Here is a 21,322-nt window from a genome sequence, read left to right on the forward strand (position 1 = left end):
AAACCGTATGCTTGCAAGGTTATCGGATTCTACAACCCGACGACAGACTTTTGCCGAATTGGTATACCGATACCGTGAACCGCTGTATTGGAAAATACACCATATCGTCATTACTCATCCCATTTATCGTGAAATGGTAATCAAGCAGCGTGTACTTTTCGATCAAATGCATCGTTATCATTATATAGATACGTCAGTCGATAAGGCTTGTCAAGAGGCTATACGTATGATGGATGAGAACGATATGGAGATTAAACGATTGCGGCAAGCCCATCACGCGAAGTTTTTGAAAATTCCTTTCAGCGGGTAAAGTGATGAGAGTTATCAAGGCAGAAAATAATTTCATAGGATAGCTTTCAAGCGGATGACTCCTAACATGATGTCCTGATTATTTTCAGGTCAGATTTTGAGCAAATAGCACAGGATTTTAATTTATCATTTACTCGTATATTATTGTAAACCAGATAGATATAGATTGCTTTCTAATTAACCGTTAATTGCCTTGCAACTAACGGTTAATTGCACGCCGTTTAACGGCTTTTTACAGTGTAATTAACAGCATTTCAGAACTTCATTCGATTTTAGGTATATAGTTATAAAAAGATAAACGATGCAAAATGAATGGTGAGACGAACTGTTGTATCCTACCGATGAGCCAAGTTTCAATGCTCATTTATCCATTGTCTGATACTTTCCCGGCCAAAGTCTTGATCGATATCACGTGATGATTTGTTAATAAATAGATATAGAATTTTGTGTTTTCAAATATATTTCATAAATTTGTCGACAAAAGGAGAAACGCTGTTATGGAAAAGATTACCTTAGATAACTTTGAAGCCGAATACATAGACTGTATCGAAGAACAGGAGATTGACAAGTTCGTTTGTCGTGAGATGAGTCGTCAGATTCATCGATATATCAAGGGAATGTCGGGTAGTAAATGTATAATGGAGAAGTTCGAGGAGCGACTCTCAACCCTTTCGTTGCCTGAGAAAGAAGAGGCACTGGCTCGATATATCGATTTGAACCGTAAGGCTATACGCGGTTTGGATTTCAAAATCGTACTGGCCAGGTCAATGGCCAATTACTGCGACACATTTGATTACTTGTTGACGCTGGTCAATAATAAGCGAAAAATGGTGTATTATCTCAACCGAATCAAAGAGAAATACATACGTTTCCACGAAGTCTTCGAGCAAAACGGAAAGTTCGGAATCAAAGATTACAAGGGTGATGTACTCATTCAGCCGCTATATAACTTTCTGCGCACATGTTATGTTTATGTAGATGACTTGAAAGAAATGCCGATTATCGCAGAAAAGGAAGGTAAAGTGGGACTTATCTTACCTGATTATCACGATACGGTGGTGGCTGATTTTATTTACGATGATATCGCATTGCGTGACGAACCGCCCTATTTCGAAGCAACAAAAGACGGCAAGATAATGCTGTTAGATATATAAATCCGATTTAATTATCAACAAACGACAATTTCACAAATGATTCATTTCAGACTGCTGTTGACCACAGCACTCCTCACATTGTGCCTTTCTCATACAAAGGCAAAGATAGACATTGTGCCGATTCCTGAAAAAATGGAATATGGAAATGGGCATTATCAATTCGGAACGAGTATTCGTATTGGCTACACTGACCTTTCATTGAAACCCGCTTCCGAATATTTGGGCAACCATTTGACACAATTGCTTGGTCGGAAAGTAATCACTGTATATAATAATAAAGGTAATGTCCGACTGTCTTTGGACAAGAATTTGCCCAAAGATGGCTATCGTTTAACAATTGATAAGACGGGGATCGACATTCGTGGAAACAACTATTGCGGTGTAATCTCGGCCATTGCCACAATTCGTCAGATGTCTTTTAAAACGCAATTGCCGTACATCCACATCACGGATGCACCACATTTCGAGTGGCGCGGATTTATGTTGGATTGCTCACGACATTTCTTTTCCAAGGCTGAAGTCAAAGAGTTGATCGACTTGATGGCGCTTTATAAACTGAATCGGTTTCATTGGCATCTGACAGATGATCAAGGATGGCGCGTTGAAATCAAACGTTATCCATTATTGACAAGCAAAGGATCGTGGCGGAAGTATAATGATCAGGATCGCGTCTGCCTTCAAAGGGCTATTCAGGAAGACAATCCCGACCTATTGCTTCCAGCCTCGAAAAAACGTGTTGAGGGTACGGATACCCTGTATGGAGGATACTATACACAGACTGATGTCCGTGAAGTCGTAGCTTATGCGAAGCAACGCGGCGTCGAGATTGTACCCGAAGTAGATATGCCCGGTCATTTTTTGAGTGCTGTTTCCAATTATCCGGGACTCTCTTGTTTTGATACAGTAGGGTGGGGAAAGACTTTTTCGTCGCCCATTTGTCCGGGAAAAGATAGTGCATTAGAATTCTGTCGTAATGTATGGAAAGAACTTTTCGACCTTTTTCCGTATGAATACGTTCACATCGGAGGCGATGAAGTGGAGAAGATTAACTGGAAGAAGTGTCCCGACTGTCAACATCGCATCGCAGAAAAAGGATTGAAAAACGAAGAGGAATTGCAGTCGTGGTTCATCCACCAGATGGAAAACTATTTCAATGCAAACGGTAAGAAAATGATCGGTTGGGATGAGATAACAGAGGGTGGATTGTCAAAGACCGCCACAGTGACGTGGTGGCGCACGTGGGCTCCTAATGTTGTGAAAGACGTTACGGCACAAGGAAACGATGTTATTTATTGTCCTAATGCAGAAATGTATATCGATTATCCCGAGCAAAAGGCCAGTGTGCGGAAGATTTATGAGTATAATCTGTTGCCGCCTGGACTGACCCCGTCGCAGAAATCACACGTTAAAGGCGTTCAGGCCAACCTTTGGACAGAGTGGGTACCTACTCGTAATCGGATGCTTTATATGTATTTCCCACGTATGATTGCATTGGCAGAACTTAGTTGGAGCCGTCCCGAACGAATGGATTATGTAGATTTCAGTCGTAGATTGCTTTATCAATTCAATATTTTGAATCGAATGGAGATTCCATACCGCATTCCTGAGATAGACGGATTTCACAATGTAGCAGCATTTGTCAAACAAGGTACACTCAAAGTAACATGCGCCGATCCGACAGCTATTGTCAGATATACAATCGATGGCAGCTTCCCGACTGTAAAATCACCGCAATTTACAAATCCGATTACTGTGGATGAGACTACACATTTCATTCTCCGACCATTTGGTAAAAATGGAAGGGCGGGTGAAATAGTCAAGGCTGATTTCGTCAAGCAAGGGTATTTGGAACCGGTTTCCATACAAGGGGATTTGAAATCAGGGCTGAAAGCTGATTGGTACGAGTTCTCAGGCGTAACGTGTAAACATATCGGTAAGGCGCCGTTCAATGCTTCTTATCAAGTAGATGATGTAAGAATTCCTACTAATGTAAAAGGAAATATTGGGCTGATCATTACTGGTTATATCAAAGTTCCTACCGATGACATTTACACTTTTGCATTGTTGAGCGACGATGGGAGTTGGTTGAAGATAGACGGTAATATGGTAGTAAACCAAGATCGAGAGCAGTCGCCCCACGAGGAAGTTTGTCAACAAGCCTTAAAAGCGGGTTTCCACAAATTTGAAGTGCGCTATTTCGATCATAACGGAGGGCAACTCCGTCTCAATGTTTATGGTCAAGATGGCAAGCGTCTTCATCCTTCTGACATCTATTTTTGCACAAAATAAGAATTTACTTATAGTTGATCAAATATAAAAGGCTTCGTCTCCGATGTGAGATGAAGCCTTCTTATTTTACGATTAGCTGTTGGATTAGTTTGGTTTGAATTTATTTTGCATTCCGTCTGATTTATCGTACCTTTGCATTCAAATTTGAAGCGAACTAATGGGAAAAGTTATATTAACGGGCGATCGCCCCACTGGAAAGTTGCATTTGGGACATTATGTAGGGTCGTTGCGGCGCAGAGTGCAGCTGCAAAACGCGGGCGACTACGACCGGATGTTTGTGTTTATGGCTGATGTACAGGCTTTAACCGACAATGCCGATAATCCCGAGAAAATCAGGCAGAATATTGTTGAAGTAGCACTCGATTATCTTGCGGCCGGATTAGACCCCGAAAAATGCACATTCTTTATGCAAAGTCAGATCCCGGAATTAGCCGAACTTACCGTTTATCTGATGAATCTTGTAACGGTTTCACGCGTGCAACGCAATCCAACTGTCAAGACTGAGATCAAGATGCGTAATTTCGAGGCCAACATCCCGTTAGGTTTCTTCTGCTATCCGGTAAGTCAGGCGGCCGACATCACACTCTTTAAGAGTACCACTATACCTGCGGGTGAAGATCAGGAACCGATGATCGAGTTGACCCGTGAGTTAGTGCGTCATTTCAACAGCACGTATGGTGACGTGTTAGTAGAACCGAATATTGTACTGCCTGACAATCAAGCATCAATGCGTTTACCTGGAACCGACGGTAAGGCAAAGATGAGCAAGAGTCTTGGTAACTGCATTTATTTGAGTGATTCGGCTGAAGACGTGTGGCAAAGTGTGCGTAGTATGTATACCGATCCTGATCATTTGAGAGTAGATGACCCTGGTAAAGTAGAAGGAAATATGGTGTTTACCTATCTTGATGCATTCTGCCAACCTGAAGACTTTGCCGAGTTCTGGCCTGAATATCAAAGTCTAGATGAGCTTAAAGCGCATTATCGTCACGGCGGATTGGGTGATATGAAATGCAAGAAGTTTCTCAATAGTGTTCTTAATAAAATGCTTGAACCGATGCGTTTGCGTCGTCGTGAGTTCGAGCAAGATATTCCTGAGATATTCAATATACTGCGCAAAGGCACAGAACAGGCTCGTGCCGTGGCTGCACAGACGATGGATGAGGTGCGTCGTGCTATGCAAATCGATTATTTCAACGATGCCGAGCTGATTCGCCAACAAAGCGAGAAGTTTTGCAGCAAGTAAATATCGCACGGTTGTAACATCGGGTTTGCATATCGAAGTATCAGGAATGAAAATTCCATAGATGGCCTGATCGATACCGACTTTTACCGAATAAAAATTTCATAATATCGATTTTTGACATTATCTTTGCAACGTATTCAACGAATTATTTAAATAAATAGTAATTATGGTAATTGAAAAAGTTCACGCAAGAGAAATTCTTGATTCAAGAGGTAACCCCACAGTTGAAGTAGAAGTAACATTGGATAACGGTGTGATGGGGCGTGCTAGCGTTCCCTCCGGAGCTTCAACCGGTGAGAACGAAGCGCTTGAACTCCGCGACGGAGACAAGAATCGTTTCGGCGGTAAGGGTGTATTGAAAGCTGTTGAGAATGTAAATAATATCATCGCACCCGCTTTGAAAGGTTGTTGTGTACTCCAACAACGCTCTATCGACTACAAGATGCTCGAACTCGATGGCACTCCCACCAAGAGCAAGCTCGGTGCTAATGCCATCCTTGGTGTATCTTTGGCTGTTGCGCAAACAGCTGCCAAAGCACTCAATATTCCTCTTTATCGTTATATCGGCGGTACAAATACCTATGTTTTGCCTGTTCCGATGATGAATATTATCAATGGCGGTGCTCACTCAGACGCTCCGATCGCTTTCCAAGAGTTTATGATTCGTCCGGTAGGTGCCAAGAATGAGCGCGAAGCAATCCGTATGGGCGCTGAAGTTTTCCACGCATTGGCTAAAAACTTAAAGAAACGTGGTCTCTCAACAGCCGTTGGTGACGAAGGTGGTTTTGCTCCGAAGTTCGACGGAATAGAAGATGCGCTCGACTCGATCATTACTTCTATCAAAGACGCTGGCTATGAACCGGGTAAAGATGTCAAGATTGCGATGGACTGTGCAGCCAGTGAATTTGCTGTATGTGAGAACGGAAAGTGGTTCTATGACTATCGCCAGCTGAAGAACGGAATGCCGAAAGATCCTAACGGTAAAAAGCTCACGGCCGACGAACAGATTGCTTATCTCGAGCATCTGATCACGAAATATCCGATTGACTCAATTGAGGATGGACTCGATGAGAATGATTGGGAGAACTGGGTGAAACTCACCAGCACTATCGGCGACCGTTGCCAATTGGTTGGAGACGACCTCTTTGTAACCAATGTGAAGTTCTTGGAAAAGGGTATTAAGATGGGAGCAGCCAACTCTATTCTGATTAAGGTAAATCAAATCGGTTCGCTCACCGAGACACTTGAAGCCATTGAGATGGCTCACCGCCACGGTTATACTACCGTGACATCTCACCGTTCGGGCGAGACCGAGGACACAACGATTGCTGACATTGCTGTTGCAACTAACTCGGGACAGATTAAGACCGGTTCGATGAGCCGTACCGACCGTATGGCTAAATATAACCAGCTGATCCGTATCGAAGAAGAACTCGGCGGCGTTGCAGGTTATGGTTATGCCAAACTGAGATAAGTTTTATTGTATATTATAAATGAAAGGCCGCCGCAAAATCATTTGCGGCGGCCTTTTTACTTTATTACTTATTTCCTATTATTTCTTTCTATATATTGATTTCATCTTAATTTCTCTTGTTTTTGCTTTTTCGTTCCAATTTCGGGATATTTACTTTTTGTCCCACTCGGAGCTTTTTAATGTTTGGGTTGACTGCCTCAATATAACAGTCCATTCCTGCCCCTAAATTTATACGACTGATATCGCTTAATGTCTGACCTGCTCGTACAGTGACGGTAGTTGCTATACCAACAATACGATAGGCACCTGTCTGAATACGAATATCACGATTGTATTTTACAAATGCAGAATCTTTAGTCTTACGTTGCTGTTCGCCGACTTGTTGTTCCGGTTGTTGCCGAATTGTTGTTCGAGATATCAGTTCATTCGTGATTACTTTTCGTGTAGAACGAACAGGTTTTATTGTCGAGATAGAGACGCTTGATGACTGGTTAACCTGTTTCAGTCGATTCACCATATAGTTTACAGAAATAGCAGCACCTATTAAAAACAGAATGAAACAGATCATTAGTCCATAAGCTAATCGAGAATTTCGTCGAAGTTGTGAAGATAATTCATCAATTCGCATATTTAATTCTGATATATCAGGCTCATATTTGTTGATTCCTTGTGCCTCTTCTTCTATCACAGACTCATCATTTTTATTTACAGGTATAGTTGCCTCACTTACGGGTTCCTGTATTTCAATGAACGGCGTTTGTTCAAGAGATTCCATAGAAGATTCTTTTGCACAAACATCTGTAAGCACCTTATCATCTGTTTCGGATATATCATTCAGCTGCGTTAGATCATTCATCGACAACCGTATTTGAGAAGATGATTTTTGCACAGATACCGGTTGTGATTCTTCTTTAATTTCTTCTATCCTTTCCTCTGGTCCTATCTCTTCCAAATTACTATGCAGAGATACTGTTTCAAATTGTGAGAAAGGCCGGTTTACCAAGTCGCGCATCGCTGTGTCGGGTATGAATGAGATTTTGTCTCGACTGTTGATTATAATTCGTTCGCCCGTATTAACGTCAACACTTTCACGCGCATTCATCACTGATAATTTGAATATGCCCAGGCCCTTAATCTTGACTTGTTTGTCAGATTGCAATCCATCGGTCAGCACATCAAACATACTACTGATGAATGACATGGCATCATCTGCTGATAAACCGTGTTTATCGGCAATGTCCATAGCAAAGTCTAAGATATTCTGTTTACTCATCTGCACCTCCTCCATTCTTTAACCGAGCCTTGACAGATGCTGTCGGCTTGAAAATCAGTACGAGTTTAGGTGGAACCAGCATTCGTTGTTGTGTTGCCGGATTGACTACAATACGCTCTAAACGCTTCTTTACCTCGAAAGAACCGAATCCCGACACAGCTACACTATTTCCTTCGCAGAATGTATCGCCCATTTTGTCGACAATCGCACGCACCAACCGCTGCGTGTCAGCTTGTGTATAACCGCTGCGTTGTGATAGTTCGGCTATAAAGTCTTTATTATTCATACCACCTCTCCATATAAATCAAATTCTTCACTCGCTGTAATTCGTACGTCGTAAAAGTTTCCCTTGCGCAGCGGTCGTATTGTAGAAATCAAGACTTCGGGATCAACTTCGGGTGAACAAAACTCCGTCCGTCCGATATAATAGTCGCCTTCTTTGCGATCGATGATTACTTTCATCACCTGTCCTACTTTCTCGGCTTCTATTTCGGTACTGATTTCCTGCTGCAATTCCATCAATCGATCCAAACGCTGTTGTTTTACTGCTTCGGGCACATCATCCTCGAAATGTTCGGCACTGTATGTTCCCTCTTCCGCAGAATAGGTAAAGGCTCCCATTCGTTCGAATCTTGCCCAACGTACAAATTCCATCAACTCCTCAAAGTCTGCCTCGGTCTCACCGGGAAAGCCCACCAACAGCGTTGTGCGCAAATGAATACCGGGAACAGCTGCCCGAATCTTCTCAATCAACGATATCGTTTCGGCTTTGCTGACGTGCCGTTGCATACGTCGTAAAACCGGGTCGGCAATATGCTGAAAAGCGATGTCTAAATACTTACACACATTGGGCTGCTCGCGAATCACATCCAAAAGTGCCAATGGAAACTGGTTGGGATAAGCATAATGCAGACGAATCCACTTTACGCCTTTTATATCAGCCATCTTGCTTACGAGCTCGGCAATGCGACGTTTGCCGTCGATATCAGCACCGTAATAAGTCAACTCCTGTGCTATCACTTGTAACTCCTTTACACCGCCGACTACCAATTCCCGCACTTCCTGTAAGATCTCGTCTTGCGGCCGACTATGATGCTTACCCACAATCAGCGGTATTGCACAATAGGCACAATGCCTATCACATCCTTCACTGATTTTCAGATAGGCATAATGTCGCGGTGTAGTAAGGCTCCGCCTACCGTCACATACGGCCACATCAGCCTTACCAAGGTCGTTGAGCAATAGTTTATAATTGAATTTCCCATAGAATTTGTCTACCTGCGGAATCTCCTCCTCCAACTCTTTTTGATAACGCTGCGACAAGCATCCCATTACATAGAGACGCTTGAGCCGGCCTTCCTCCTTGGCCTTTGCAAATGCCAAAATAGTGTTGATACTTTCCTCCTTTGCACTCTCAATGAATCCGCACGTGTTGATGACGGCTATCTCGCCTTGCGGTAACTTGCTGTCGTGCGTGCAATGATAGCCATTGGCTTCAAACTGCCGCATCAGCAGTTCGCTGTCTACAAGATTTTTCGAGCAGCCCATCGTAATAATATCTACCTGATTCTTTCTCATCTACACATTGAAAAGCGAATCTACGAATTGTCGTTTATTGAAAAGTTGGAGGTCTTCCATTCCTTCGCCCAAGCCGATATACTTTACTGGTACTTTCAGTTGGTCGCTGATACCGATTACGACACCGCCTTTGGCCGTTCCGTCGAGTTTTGTAATAGCCAATGAAGTGATTTGTGTCACTGCGGCAAACTGTTTAGCCTGTTCGAAAGCATTCTGTCCTGTCGACCCATCCAATACAAGCATAATCTCGTCGGGAGCTTCGGGTAATACCTTCTTCATTACATCCTTGATCTTTTTTAGCTCATTCATCAAGCTGATCTTATTGTGTAATCTACCTGCCGTATCAATCAATACCACATCAGCACCGTTGGCCTTGGCCGAACTCAGCGTGTCGAAAGCCACCGAAGCGGGATCGCTCCCCATCTGTTGTTTGATTACCGGCACGCCCACACGCTCGCCCCAAATACTGATTTGCTCAACGGCTGCTGCTCTGAACGTATCGGCAGCACCCAAGAACACTTTCTTGCCAGCTTTCTTAAACTGATAAGCCAGCTTACCGATTGTTGTCGTTTTTCCTACGCCATTCACACCAACGACGAGAATTACATAAGGTTTGTGGTCGGCCGGGAGGTCCCAATTCTCATTGTCGTCACTGTTGTTTTCGGCTAATAGCGCCGCTATCTCGTCGCGCAGAATTCCATTCAATTCCGATGTCGATACATATTTATCGCGAGCCACCCGTGTTTCGATTCGCTCAATCACCTTCAGCGTTGTCTCCACGCCTACGTCGCTCGTGATTAACACCTCCTCCAAGTTGTCTAAAACACTGTCATCTACCTTGGATTTACCGACAATTGCGCGGCTCAGTTTATCGAAAACGCTTTGTTTGGTTTTCTCTAATCCGCGATCAAGCGTTTCTTTCTTGCTCTTATTAAAAAGTCCGAAAATACCCATAGTCCGTTTATTTTCCCGCAAAGTTAGGGATAAAAAATGAGAAAAGATGGCTTAACGCTAAATATTTTACGGTTTAAGATTATACCCGTATTTCTCTTCCGGACAACCGCTATGGTCGCGACGAGAGGGCGGAATTTATAGTAACGGAGTTACGACAAACACAGTAACAGAGTAACGGCAAACAATGTGATGGAATAGTGATGAATATTGTAACTATAAATTCGGCTAATTCAAATAAGCACTCGTATTTCTGTCAATGAGAGGTATAGGACTTGTAGGGCAGAAGTCCTATACCTCTCATCGACCATAATAAAAATTAATCTTGCAAATATATTTATTCAATATTAAGACTACTGACGTCTGTTTAATTGCTAATTGGTTTAGCGGTAAGTCAATTATTTTAGAATTTAAAAGGCTTAAAGGTTTCAGCTTCCAATCACTTAGGAAATTACAAGCTAAATTCTCTATCAGAATCAATCCTTACTACTGAACAAAGATGCTGCACGAACACGTGACAATGTTTCTGGCGTCATTTGCAAATAGCTGGCTATATACACTAACGGTGCACGCAATACGACTTGGGGCATCAGTTTACACAACTTTTTATAACGATCCTGTGCAGACTCAAAACGAACAAGGTCCGCGTGTACTTGCGAAAGAATGAGACTCTCTTCGAGAATCTTGCGATAAAGAATCTGAATATTGACATTATGCAGAGCCACCTGCTCCAAACGCTGTTTCGGAAGGGCATAAATGATGGTCGGTTCCAGGGCTTCTACCAATAGATGCGTGGGCTCTTCACGGAACAGACTTTCGATGCACATCACGATTGTGTTCTCTACACCGAGATGTTCGGTTAATTCCTTGTCATTCTTATAATAAAACTGGCGCAAGAGGCCTTTGTCGATATAATAAATGTTCTTACACACCTCGCCTTCGTTCAAGACCATTGCACCCTTGGCAAATTTCATCGGCACAAGAATACTTTCCAGCAAATCGAGCTCGTCGTGAGTCATTGTGCTGTATTTACGTGCCAACTCTCGCGCAATATCGCGCGTTGTATTTATCATTCCTTTCATACCTTTATACCTTTTGTCTGATTAATCGAGTTTAAGCACGGCAAGGAACGCTTTTTGCGGAACTTCGACATTGCCTATTTGCTTCATCCGTTTTTTACCTTTCTTCTGTTTTTCGAGCAGCTTCCGCTTACGACTGACATCGCCTCCATAACATTTCGCTGTGACATCCTTTCGCACGCACTTGATAGTTTCGCGTGCAATAATTTTTGCACCGATTGCAGCCTGTATGGCAATATCGAACTGTTGACGTGGAATTAAATCTTTCAGTTTCTCACACATTCGTCGACCGAATGTCACAGCGTTGTCTTGATGTGTCAATGTGGACAGCGCATCTACTGGCTCACCGTTAAGCAGAATATCGAGTTTAGCTAACTTAGACGGTCGGAAACTGTCAATGTGATAGTCGAACGAGGCGTAGCCTTTTGAGATGGATTTCAATTTGTCATAAAAATCAATGACAATCTCGCCCAAGGGGAGCATAAAATGCAGCTCTACACGATTGCCGCTCACATATTCTTGCTTGATCAACTCGCCGCGTTTGTCGAGGCAGAGCTTCATAATCGGTCCAATAAACGACGATGCGGTGATAATCGAAGCACGGATATAAGGTTCTTCGATATGGTCGATCATCGTCTGATCGGGTAATCCTGACGGATTGTGTACTTCTTTCTCATTCCCTTGTTTGTCATATACCATATAAGAGACGTTGGGAACAGTGGTGATAACGTCCATATTGAATTCGCGATCCAGGCGTTCTTGTACAATCTCCATATGTAAAAGACCGAGGAATCCACAACGAAACCCGAACCCCAAAGCTACCGACGATTCAGGCGAGAAAGTAAGTGAGGCATCATTCAGCTGTAACTTCTCTAATGATGCGCGCAAATTCTCATAGTCAGACGGATCGATGGGGTAGACGCCGGCAAATACCATCGGCTTCACTTCTTGAAAACCGGCAATGGCTACTGTGCAAGGACGCGCCACGTGTGTTATCGTATCACCAACTTTTACCTCTTTAGCGTCCTTGATTCCGCTGATAATGTAACCTACTTCGCCCGTCGTCATCTCATTTTTAGGAATCATATCCATTTTCAGTACACCTACTTCGTCGGCGTCATATTCCATCCCCGTATTGAAAAACTTTACCTTATCTCCTTTACGGATACTTCCATTTTCAATCTTAAAATAAGCAATGATACCGCGAAAACTGTTGAATACAGAGTCAAAGATCAACGCCTGCAAGGGTGCATTGGGATCGCCAACGGGGTGCGGAATCCGTTTAATTACGGCCTCTAAAATATCCGACACACCTTCGCCCGTCTTTCCTGATGCTCTAATGATATCAGTCCGATCGCAACCGAGCAAGTCGATGATCTCATCTTCTACTTCATCGGGCATTGCACTGGGCATATCAATTTTGTTGATCACCGGAATAATTTCCAAATCGTGGTCAATCGCCATATAAAGGTTAGAGATGGTCTGTGCCTGCACGCCTTGTGTGGCATCCACGACAAGCAAAGCTCCCTCACAAGCAGCGATACTCCGCGATACCTCATAAGAAAAATCCACGTGTCCCGGGGTATCGATTAGATTCAGAATATATTTCTCTCCGTCAAGCGTGTGTTCCATCTGAATGGCGTGGCTTTTGATAGTGATGCCGCGTTCGCGTTCCAAATCCATATCATCCAGCATTTGTCCTTCCGTTACCTGGATAGTCTGCGTATATTCCAGCAGACGGTCAGCGATGGTGGATTTACCATGATCAATATGGGCAATGATGCAGAAGTTTCGTATATTGTTCATTTACTTTCTCTCAATATGAATGCACAAAGATACGAAAAAAGCTGTATATATGGCATCCTTGCTCCGATGATTTCCTTTATTAAATAAAATAAAATGTAAAATGGCACCTTTTATACAGACTTTCTATACTTCTTCTATATGAGAACGATATGAAAATCGTACTTGATTTCAAGGAAATCAAATTTTATTTGTAATTTTGTGCCCATAGAAATCATCAAAATGAAAAAGAAAATTTTACTTGTCCTAATCCCTTTCGTGCTGATAGCGTGCCACGAATCTCTTGAAGATAGGGCTGCACGCGAGGCTAAAGAATACACCGAAAAATATTGTCCTACTCCTGTCAATAACTTTACACGTACAGACAGTGTTGTTTTTGATAAAGCGACGAGAACTTACCACTACTATTGTACACTGACAGGAATAATGGATAGTGCGGTAATCATTAATAAGAATAAAAGTAAAATTAACGATGGATTGCTACAATCAATCACGAAATCGACCAATATCAAGGCCTATAAAGAGGCCGGATTCAACTTTGCCTATACGTGCCGATCACAAAAGAATCCTCGGCTTATACTCTTTGAAGGAATGTATACACAAAAAGATTATGACAAATAAAAAGATTATGGGCATCTTTTCTTTCATTCAGAAGATAAAGATGCCCGTATATCTATATTATTCTGCCGGCTTCATATTGGTGTAGACGTTCTGTACATCTTCATCATCTTCCAGCAAATCAATCATCTTATCAATAGACTCACGCTGTTCTGCGGTTACGTCTTTCAGGTCATTCGGAATGCGGGTAAACTCTGCTCCCGTGACCTCGAAGCTATTGCTCTCTAAGTATTTTTGAATTTCACCGAAGCTGGTAGCCTCTCCATAAATCGTGATTTCGCCAGTCTCCTCATCTTCATCGTACTCATCGTCTACACCGAGATCAATCAATCCAAGAATCAGATCGTCCATATCCAATCCTTCTTTCTTCTTAAACGTGAATACACACTTATGATCAAAAAGGAATGAAAGGCTGCCCTGCGTACCTAAATTACCGCTAAATTTATTGAAAACTGCGCGTACATTGGCTACGGTACGTGTTGTGTTGTCTGTGGCTGCATCTACAAAGACAGCTATTCCGTGTGGCCCATACCCCTCATAAGTCACTTCCTTGAAATCTTTTTGATCCTTTCCGAGAGCGTTCTTAATCGCGCGCTCCACGTTTGCATTAGGCATATTCTCGCGTTTAGCCGTCTGAATCACGGCACGCAAGTGTGGATTGTTTTCCGGGTCGGGACCACCGGCCTTCACGGCAATAGCAATTTGCTTGCCGATTTTTGTAAATGTACGGGCCATATGTCCCCATCTTTTCAGCTTGGCAGCCTTTCGATATTCAAATGCTCTTCCCATCTGGGTTCTTGTTTTAGCGGAGCTCTGCTCCGAGTTTACTTTTAATATTTGTGATTAATTTATTCATTATCGCCTCAATCTGCTTGTCGTTGAGTGTCTTTTCTTCGTCTTGCAGAATGAAATTCACGGCATAACTCTTTTTGCCGGCAGGCAAATTCTTACCTTCGTAAACGTCGAATAGTTCTACTTTTTTCAATAACTTCTTTTCCGTTTGATAAGCCACCCGCTCGATTTGACTGAATTCTACGCCTGAATCGATAAGCAAGGCGAGGTCACGACTAACCGAAGGATATTTTGAAATCTCGCTAAACGTTACGTGATTCTTCTTCACCGCCTTCATCACAGTAGTCCAATGAATATCCGCATAATAAACATCCGCGGTGAGATCGAAAACTTTTAGTAATCGACTGGCTACCAATCCTAACTCAGCTAACACTTTCCCGCCTCTGTTTTTCAGTGTCAGACCGTTTGAGAAAAGGTCATTATCGCTCTTTTCTGTCATTAACAGATCTGTTGGAATGCCTAATCGTGCAAAGATATTCTGCGCATAAGCTTTCAATTCATAGAAAGACGCGTCTTCATCGGGGTGAATCCAGCTGCCTTGAATACGTTTTCCCGTCAGCCAAAGTGCCAAATGTGTCTCTTGGTGATAACCTTTTGCCGGCTCTTCTGCCGTATATCGTGACGCATTGAAGTAATAGCAGTTACCGAACTCAAAGAAACGAAGGTTCGCTGCCCTATGATTCACATTGCGACGAATACTTTCCAAACCGCCGAACAGTAGTGTCTGTCGCATTACGCCAAGATCGGCGCTTAGCGGATTCATCACTTTTACAGTGTTCCCTTCGGTGTATTTATTCAGTCCTTGATAGTAAGTAATTTTCGAGAAAGAGTTGTTTAGAATCTCGTTAAAACCGCATCCCACCAACTGTTCACCGATTAGATTCTCCTGTTTGTGCATCTGGTCTTCTTCGCCCAACATCGTGAGCGAACTTTTCAACTGCTTAGGAATCTCTACGTTATTATATCCGTAGATTCTCAAAACATCTTCTACGATATCGCAAGGACGCTGAACATCTACACGATAAGCGGGCACTGTAAGTTCGAGTCCGGCTTCATCTTCCCGGTCGATACGCATTTCCAAACTCTTGACAATGCTTTTGATGGTGGCTTGACCAATCTCTTTTCCGATCAAGTTATGCACATAATCATATTTCAAAGTAATCTTTGCATCGGCAATCGGTTCCGGATAGACGTCCTTGATTTCCATACTCACCTTGCCACCGGCTAGTTCCCGACATAGAATAGCAGCTTGTTTTAAGGCATAAATCTGGCCGTTGGGGTCGATGCCACGTTCGAAACGATAGCTTGAATCGGTACTGAGACCGTGCCGACGGGCACTTTTGCGAATCCAAGTGGGATGGAAATAAGCACTTTCCAATACTACGTTGCGTGTCGTCTCATACGTTCCGCTACCTTTTCCACCGAATATTCCAGCAATGCACATCGGTTCTTCGGCATTACAAATACTTAGATCGTGAGGCCCAAGCGTGTGTTCTTCGCCGTCCAAAGTTACGAATTTAGTACCCTCTTGTTGTGTACGCACCACGATTTTATGGCCTTCCACCATATCCGCATCAAAGCAGTGCATTGGTTGTCCGTATGCCATCATCACGTAATTGGTGATATCTACGATGTTGTTGATTGGCCTGAGACCGATCACACGCAATTTGTTTTGTAACCATTCGGGGCTTTCTTTCACCTCGCAATCTGTGATGCTTAAACAAGCATAACGGCGACACGCCTCCCTGTTTTCAATCTCCACGTCGATGGGCAACTCGTGATTATCTATCCGAAAAGCTTCGCAATTGGGACGATGGAGCGACGTTGGGTGCCCATTCTGTACCAACCAAGCATACAAGTCGCGTGCAACCCCATAGTGACTCAATGCGTCTGCGCGGTTAGCTGTGATGTCAATCTCAATCAGCCAATCGCTTTCCAAGTGGTAATATTCCGCTGCTGGCATACCCACCACAGCCGAATCGGGCAGTATGATGATGCCATCGTGCGACTTGCCGATACCGATTTCGTCTTCGGCACAGATCATTCCGTAAGACTCTACACCGCGCAACTTCGACTTCTTAATCACAAACTCCTTGTCGCCGTCATAGAGCACGCATCCTAAATCGGCCACAATCACCTTCTGTCCGGCCGCAACATTCGGAGCCCCGCACACGATTTGCGACGGAGTTTCACGTCCCAAGTCAACGCTGGTAACGTGCAAATGGTCTGAGTCTGGATGCTTCTCGCAGCTGAGTACGTGTCCAATGTAGAGCCCTTTCAAGCCCCCCTTGATGCTTTGAACCTCTTCTAAAGCATCTACTTCCAGTCCTTCGGATGTAAGTGCAGCACAAACCTCCTCGGGAGTAAGGTTGAAATCAACGTATTCTTTCAGCCATTTATAAGAAATATTCATTATCGTGATATTTGTTTATACTCAAATTCGACGCAAAATTACTAAAAAATCACCATTCAACAAAATGAATATCAGAAAAAGGCAATTATCTGCGGGACACAAAAAGGGCCGTATTTGCACGCCCAAAACAATACCGGCGATACTTATACGGCCCTGATAGACTTTACTCTTCAATAAATTTCAGCAGGAAATCGACCGCTCCGTTCACACCAAACTTGGTCACATCCAATGCCAAGTCATAGTTGCGCGCGTCGTACCAATCTTTCCCCGTGAATGTTTTTGTATAGACTTCACGAGTGTAGTCGTTATCCTCGATTATCAATCGAGCTTTCTCTTCGTCCACATTGTAACGTTCCATAACGCGATGTACGCGTCGTTCAATGGGCGAATGCAGGAAAATACTGAGCCGGTTGGGGTGCTCTGCAAATACATTGAAGCTACAACGTCCGATAACGACGCACGACTCTTCTTGTGCAATCCGCTTCATTGTCTCTGCCTGCGCATAAAACAACTGACGGGAAGTGATGTCACTCCCGGTCACCCAGTATTCGTTCATCACGACAAAGCTCTGATAAAAGTGCGAAAAGTCCTCCCACCACGAGGGCCGACGTGCTTCTAAGTCTTCTGCCTCGCGCTCCGTCAGGTTGAACTTTTCGGCAACAGCTTTCAAGATTTGTTTGTCGATGAGTTTCACACCCAATCGTTCGGCCAAGGCAGCACCTATTGCGTGTCCGCCTGTTCCAAATTGCCGATTAATCGTAATCACGAAGTTCTCATTTCTATCCATAGTTGTAAAGGTTTTAGTGAGACATTCTTTTTCTTCGCAAATATATATGATTAATATGAGAAAAGCAAGCTTTTTATAATTCTTTTATTTGTGACTCTCTTTTATTTTTCCAAATCAAGAGATTGAAAGACGGCAAACAAAGTGGTTTCCTAATCTTAGATGAAAAACGCGAAAGAATAAAAATGAAAAGCGAAAACCCGTTTTTCATTTTAAGAAAAGTATAGGATCTCTGTCAAAAGGGTGTAGGGCTTCTTAAAAAAACTTAAGATCTTTTTATGGAAAACTTAAAAGGGTTTTATTTAAAACGATAGTACTTTTTCGCAAAAAGGTATAGGGTTTTGGCAAAAAGCGTTAATTGCCTCGTGAAAAGCCGTTAAACGGCGTGTGATTAACGGTTGATTGCACGCCGTTTAACGGCTAATTAAAATTTGTTTTGTATCTATCTGATTTACAAATTTATATAAGGAATCTCTACGTTGTCATTTTTCTTTTTATCTGTAACACCACCGTGCTTTCAGTAGATGCAGACGGACATACCGATTCTCGAAACCTGCTCTGCACAACGCTCTCCGTCGATAGCAGCCGATACGATTCCGCCAGCATATCCGGCACCTTCTCCGCACGGGAAAAGATTGTGGAGGCGCACGTGTTGCAGTGTTTCGCGATGGCGCAAGATGCGAACTGGCGAAGAGGTGCGTGTTTCCGTAGCGATGAGTACGGCTTCGTTGGTGAGGAATCCGTGGCTCATTGTGCCGAATTTTTTGAATCCTTCCTGCAATCTTTGCGTAATCTGTGGCGGCAACCAGAAGTGTAATGGACTTGAAATGAGTCCCGGGGCATAACTGCTTCGTGGCAAGTCGTAACTTAGTCGGCCATTAACGAAATCGGCCATACGTTGCGCGGGGGCCGTTTGCTGCATATTTCCCTGTTGCCAGCAGGCCTGTTCGAGTTCTTCTTGGAAGCGCATCATCCGCAAAACGTCATCTCCCGCCACATCTTCGGGCCGTATTTCGACTACCATTCCCGCATTGCTCCACTGCGTTCCGCGGTTACTCGGGCTCATTCCGTTCACGACGATCTGCCTCGGACCGGTTGCGGCAGGAATCACAAAGCCGCCGGGACACATACAGAAAGAATATACCCCGCGCCCGTTTACCTGTGTAACAAAGCTGTATTCGGCCGTGGGTAGATAATGGCCTCGCCCGTTTCTGTTGTGGTATTGTATTTGGTCGATGAGCGCAGACGGGTGTTCTAATCGCACACCGATGGCTAGCCCTTTGGCTTCAATTTCTATTCCCGCGTCGGCGAGATAGCGATAGATATCGCGGGCACTGTGACCGGTGGCCAAAATGACGGGACCTCGAAATACGAGTTCGGCCCCCGTGGCTAAGTCGAGGGCTTCAACGCCGACGATATCCGTATCGTTTTCTATCATCAATGCCGTTACTTTGGTCTGGAAATGCACCTCGCCACCGCTCTGCAAGATGGTGTTACGCATATTTTCGATAACTCTCGGCAGCTTGTCGGTACCGATATGGGGATGTGCATCGGCTAAAATGGATGTCGAAGCACCGTGCTGACAAAAGACGTTAAGAATCTTTTCAATGTTGCCGCGCTTTTTACTGCGAGTGTAAAGTTTACCGTCGGAATAGGCCCCCGCACCTCCTTCACCGAAACAATAATTGCTGTCGGCATCCACTTTCTGTGTTTTGGTGATAGCCGACAGATCTTTCTTGCGGTCGCGCACATTCTTTCCGCGTTCCAAGACAATAGGTCTCAGTCCCAGTTCAATCAATCGGAGCGCTGCAAAAAGTCCACTCGGACCGGCACCTACGACAATGACGCGAGGACGGGAAGAAACGTCTCCGTATGAGATTCGCACACACTCATCGTCCTGCGGAAGCTCATTGATATAGACTCTCACGCTCAAATTGACGAAGATTATGCGCTGACGGGCGTCGATGCTACGCCTCAGCACGTGTACGTGTTTCACGGTTCGGGCATCCAAACCTTTGTCTTTGGCAAGAAAGTCGATAATTCCCGCTTCTGAAGCAGCCTGTTGCGGCAACACTCTTATCTGATATTCTTGTATCATTTCGCTTTATAGCTGTAATTATAAAACCGTTATCCATACAACGATTTCATTATCATTTGTAAGTATCTTGGTGCAAATTTACATATTTATCGTTTAATTCGGAACCGTGGGCAGAAAAATATTGTTGCAAATATGCCTGAATGCAGACGGTAGGGATTACAATTGGGACAATAATCAATATTCCAGATTGGTTCGAAAAAAAATATGAAAGGTAAGAAACAATGTGTTCTAATGAGCAAAGATTTTGCCGAATTGAAATCTATCTTACTCAAAGGCTGACATTCGCAAAATTGCTTTACATTTTGCAACGGCAGGCATCACCACTCACTTTTCATCCTTTTCAAAAAGAATCTTAAAACTTTGTGATTCCCCGTTTTATTCATTACATTTGCACAAAGATTACACGAGCCTGGCTAAACCTAACAATGATATACGTTGCTTTACCATACTATAAACCAAGACGGGCATCTTTCTATCTATCGATGGAGGAATATATTGCACGCAATTTCAATGAAGATGAATATTTCTTTATGTGGCAAGTAGAACCCCTTGCATTGGTAGGACGAAATCAGTTAATTGACAATGAAATCAATTTTGATTATTGCAAGAAACATAGCATCGATATTTTGCGCCGAAAAAGTGGCGGAGGCTGTGTCTATGCAGATATGAATAATGTGATGTTTTCGTATATAACGAAAGATGAAAACGTAAATTTCACATTCAATAAATATTTGACAACTATTGTGTTGGTGTTGAATCAATTGGGAATCGATGCCGTTGCGAGTGGGAGAAACGATATTCTCATTAATGGGAAAAAAGTTTCGGGAAATGCCTTTTACCACGTTCCAGGGCGTAGCATTGTACACGGAACGATGCTTTACGATACGAATATGGATAATATGGTGGGCAGTATCACACCCGCTAGCGAGAAGTTGATCAGCAAAGGCGTGCAGAGCATTCGCCAACGAATTGCTCTGTTGAAAGACTATACGGACATTCCGTTGGAAAACTTCAAGTTGGCCGTAAGGGAAAAGTTGTGCAACAAAGAGTTTGAATTGGCAGATGAAGACATCAATGCCATTGAAGAGATTGAGAAAGAGTATCTTTCGCCTGAGTTTATCTATGGAAACAATCCGCGATATACCGTCATCCGCCATCGCAGAATTGAGGGTGTAGGAGACTTTGAGGTGAGAATCGAGATGAAAAACGAAATCATCAAAGGCGTCAATATAATGGGAGACTACTTCCTTACGGGTGATATCGATAACCATTTATTAAAACCTTTGAAGAATATTTGTTTGAGTGAGGATGCAATTGCAGCTGCACTGCCTGATAAAGTGGACGATATAATTATGAATCTAACTAAAAAAGACTTCATAGAACTAATCACTAAACCTTAAC

At 43.4% G+C, this 21,322-nt stretch carries 17 protein-coding genes; 7 read left to right on the forward strand and 10 right to left on the reverse strand.

Annotated elements, in window-relative coordinates:
* Positions 1 to 7: 7 nt before the first annotated feature.
* The 5 genes from RWY97_RS07990 (at position 8) to eno (ending at position 6,472) form a co-directional block, all read left to right on the forward strand.
* Positions 8 to 310, forward strand: a complete 303-nt coding sequence (locus RWY97_RS07990; protein ID WP_315566540.1) for a hypothetical protein — start codon at positions 8 to 10, stop codon at positions 308 to 310.
* Between the two features lie 496 nt (positions 311 to 806).
* Positions 807 to 1,463, forward strand: coding sequence for a hypothetical protein (locus tag RWY97_RS07995; RefSeq protein WP_021583598.1), 657 nt, complete (start codon positions 807 to 809; stop codon positions 1,461 to 1,463).
* A 36-nt stretch (positions 1,464 to 1,499) separates the two neighbouring features.
* On the forward strand, positions 1,500 to 3,752 hold the full coding sequence (locus tag RWY97_RS08000; RefSeq protein WP_315566542.1) for a family 20 glycosylhydrolase: 2,253 nt from the start codon (positions 1,500 to 1,502) through the stop codon (positions 3,750 to 3,752).
* Between the two features lie 157 nt (positions 3,753 to 3,909).
* Entirely contained in the window at positions 3,910 to 4,998 is a 1,089-nt protein-coding gene (gene trpS, locus RWY97_RS08005) for a tryptophan--tRNA ligase (protein ID WP_024992318.1), read from the forward strand.
* A gap of 166 nt (positions 4,999 to 5,164) precedes the next feature.
* Complete coding sequence (gene eno, locus RWY97_RS08010) at positions 5,165 to 6,472, forward strand: phosphopyruvate hydratase (protein ID WP_021583584.1); 1,308 nt, start codon at positions 5,165 to 5,167, stop codon at positions 6,470 to 6,472.
* A gap of 106 nt (positions 6,473 to 6,578) precedes the next feature.
* Here eno and RWY97_RS08015 read toward each other — a convergent pair whose 3' ends face one another.
* The 6 genes from RWY97_RS08015 to lepA all read right to left on the reverse strand — a co-directional run bounded on the left by RWY97_RS08015 (position 6,579) and on the right by lepA (position 13,159).
* Positions 6,579 to 7,760, reverse strand: coding sequence for an HU family DNA-binding protein (locus RWY97_RS08015; protein ID WP_315566544.1), 1,182 nt, complete (start codon positions 7,758 to 7,760; stop codon positions 6,579 to 6,581).
* Positions 7,738 to 8,031, reverse strand: coding sequence for an HU family DNA-binding protein (locus RWY97_RS08020; RefSeq protein ID WP_315566546.1), 294 nt, complete (start codon positions 8,029 to 8,031; stop codon positions 7,738 to 7,740). Before RWY97_RS08020 ends, RWY97_RS08015 begins: the two co-directional genes overlap by 23 nt.
* Positions 8,028 to 9,323, reverse strand: coding sequence for a 30S ribosomal protein S12 methylthiotransferase RimO (rimO, locus tag RWY97_RS08025; protein WP_315566548.1), 1,296 nt, complete (start codon positions 9,321 to 9,323; stop codon positions 8,028 to 8,030). Before rimO ends, RWY97_RS08020 begins: the two co-directional genes overlap by 4 nt.
* On the reverse strand, positions 9,324 to 10,277 hold the full coding sequence (gene ftsY / locus RWY97_RS08030) for a signal recognition particle-docking protein FtsY (protein ID WP_315566549.1): 954 nt from the start codon (positions 10,275 to 10,277) through the stop codon (positions 9,324 to 9,326).
* A gap of 473 nt (positions 10,278 to 10,750) precedes the next feature.
* Positions 10,751 to 11,356, reverse strand: coding sequence for a Crp/Fnr family transcriptional regulator (locus tag RWY97_RS08035; protein ID WP_021583588.1), 606 nt, complete (start codon positions 11,354 to 11,356; stop codon positions 10,751 to 10,753).
* A 21-nt stretch (positions 11,357 to 11,377) separates the two neighbouring features.
* Positions 11,378 to 13,159 carry a translation elongation factor 4 gene (gene lepA / locus RWY97_RS08040; protein WP_314079622.1) on the reverse strand — a complete coding sequence of 594 codons (1,782 nt, stop codon included), beginning with the start codon at positions 13,157 to 13,159 and terminating at the stop codon, positions 11,378 to 11,380.
* 219 nt (positions 13,160 to 13,378) lie between these two features.
* On the opposite strand from lepA, the gene RWY97_RS08045 reads away from it, so the two are divergent.
* Positions 13,379 to 13,777, forward strand: coding sequence for a DUF8479 domain-containing protein (locus tag RWY97_RS08045; RefSeq protein WP_273176000.1), 399 nt, complete (start codon positions 13,379 to 13,381; stop codon positions 13,775 to 13,777).
* 57 nt (positions 13,778 to 13,834) lie between these two features.
* Here RWY97_RS08045 and RWY97_RS08050 read toward each other — a convergent pair whose 3' ends face one another.
* From RWY97_RS08050 to RWY97_RS08065, 4 genes are all read right to left on the reverse strand, one after another.
* Entirely contained in the window at positions 13,835 to 14,563 is a 729-nt protein-coding gene (locus tag RWY97_RS08050) for a YebC/PmpR family DNA-binding transcriptional regulator (protein WP_314740468.1), read from the reverse strand.
* A 13-nt stretch (positions 14,564 to 14,576) separates the two neighbouring features.
* Positions 14,577 to 17,039, reverse strand: a complete 2,463-nt coding sequence (gene pheT / locus RWY97_RS08055) for a phenylalanine--tRNA ligase subunit beta (protein WP_315566552.1) — start codon at positions 17,037 to 17,039, stop codon at positions 14,577 to 14,579.
* Between the two features lie 163 nt (positions 17,040 to 17,202).
* The gene (locus tag RWY97_RS08060; RefSeq protein WP_314079611.1) at positions 17,203 to 17,826 is read right to left on the reverse strand and encodes a cytidylate kinase-like family protein; all 624 of its coding nucleotides are present in this window, start codon (positions 17,824 to 17,826) and stop codon (positions 17,203 to 17,205) included.
* Positions 17,827 to 18,340: 514 nt separating this feature from the next.
* Complete coding sequence (locus tag RWY97_RS08065) at positions 18,341 to 19,921, reverse strand: NAD(P)/FAD-dependent oxidoreductase (RefSeq protein WP_315566555.1); 1,581 nt, start codon at positions 19,919 to 19,921, stop codon at positions 18,341 to 18,343.
* 425 nt (positions 19,922 to 20,346) lie between these two features.
* Between RWY97_RS08065 and RWY97_RS08070 the strand changes: the two genes are divergently transcribed.
* Positions 20,347 to 21,321 carry a lipoate--protein ligase gene (locus RWY97_RS08070; protein ID WP_024992327.1) on the forward strand — a complete coding sequence of 325 codons (975 nt, stop codon included), beginning with the start codon at positions 20,347 to 20,349 and terminating at the stop codon, positions 21,319 to 21,321.
* The last annotated feature ends 1 nt before the right edge of the window (position 21,322 follow it).

The sequence above is a fragment of the Hoylesella pleuritidis genome (genome assembly GCF_963541955.1).
Lineage (GTDB): Bacteria > Bacteroidota > Bacteroidia > Bacteroidales > Bacteroidaceae > Prevotella > Prevotella pleuritidis.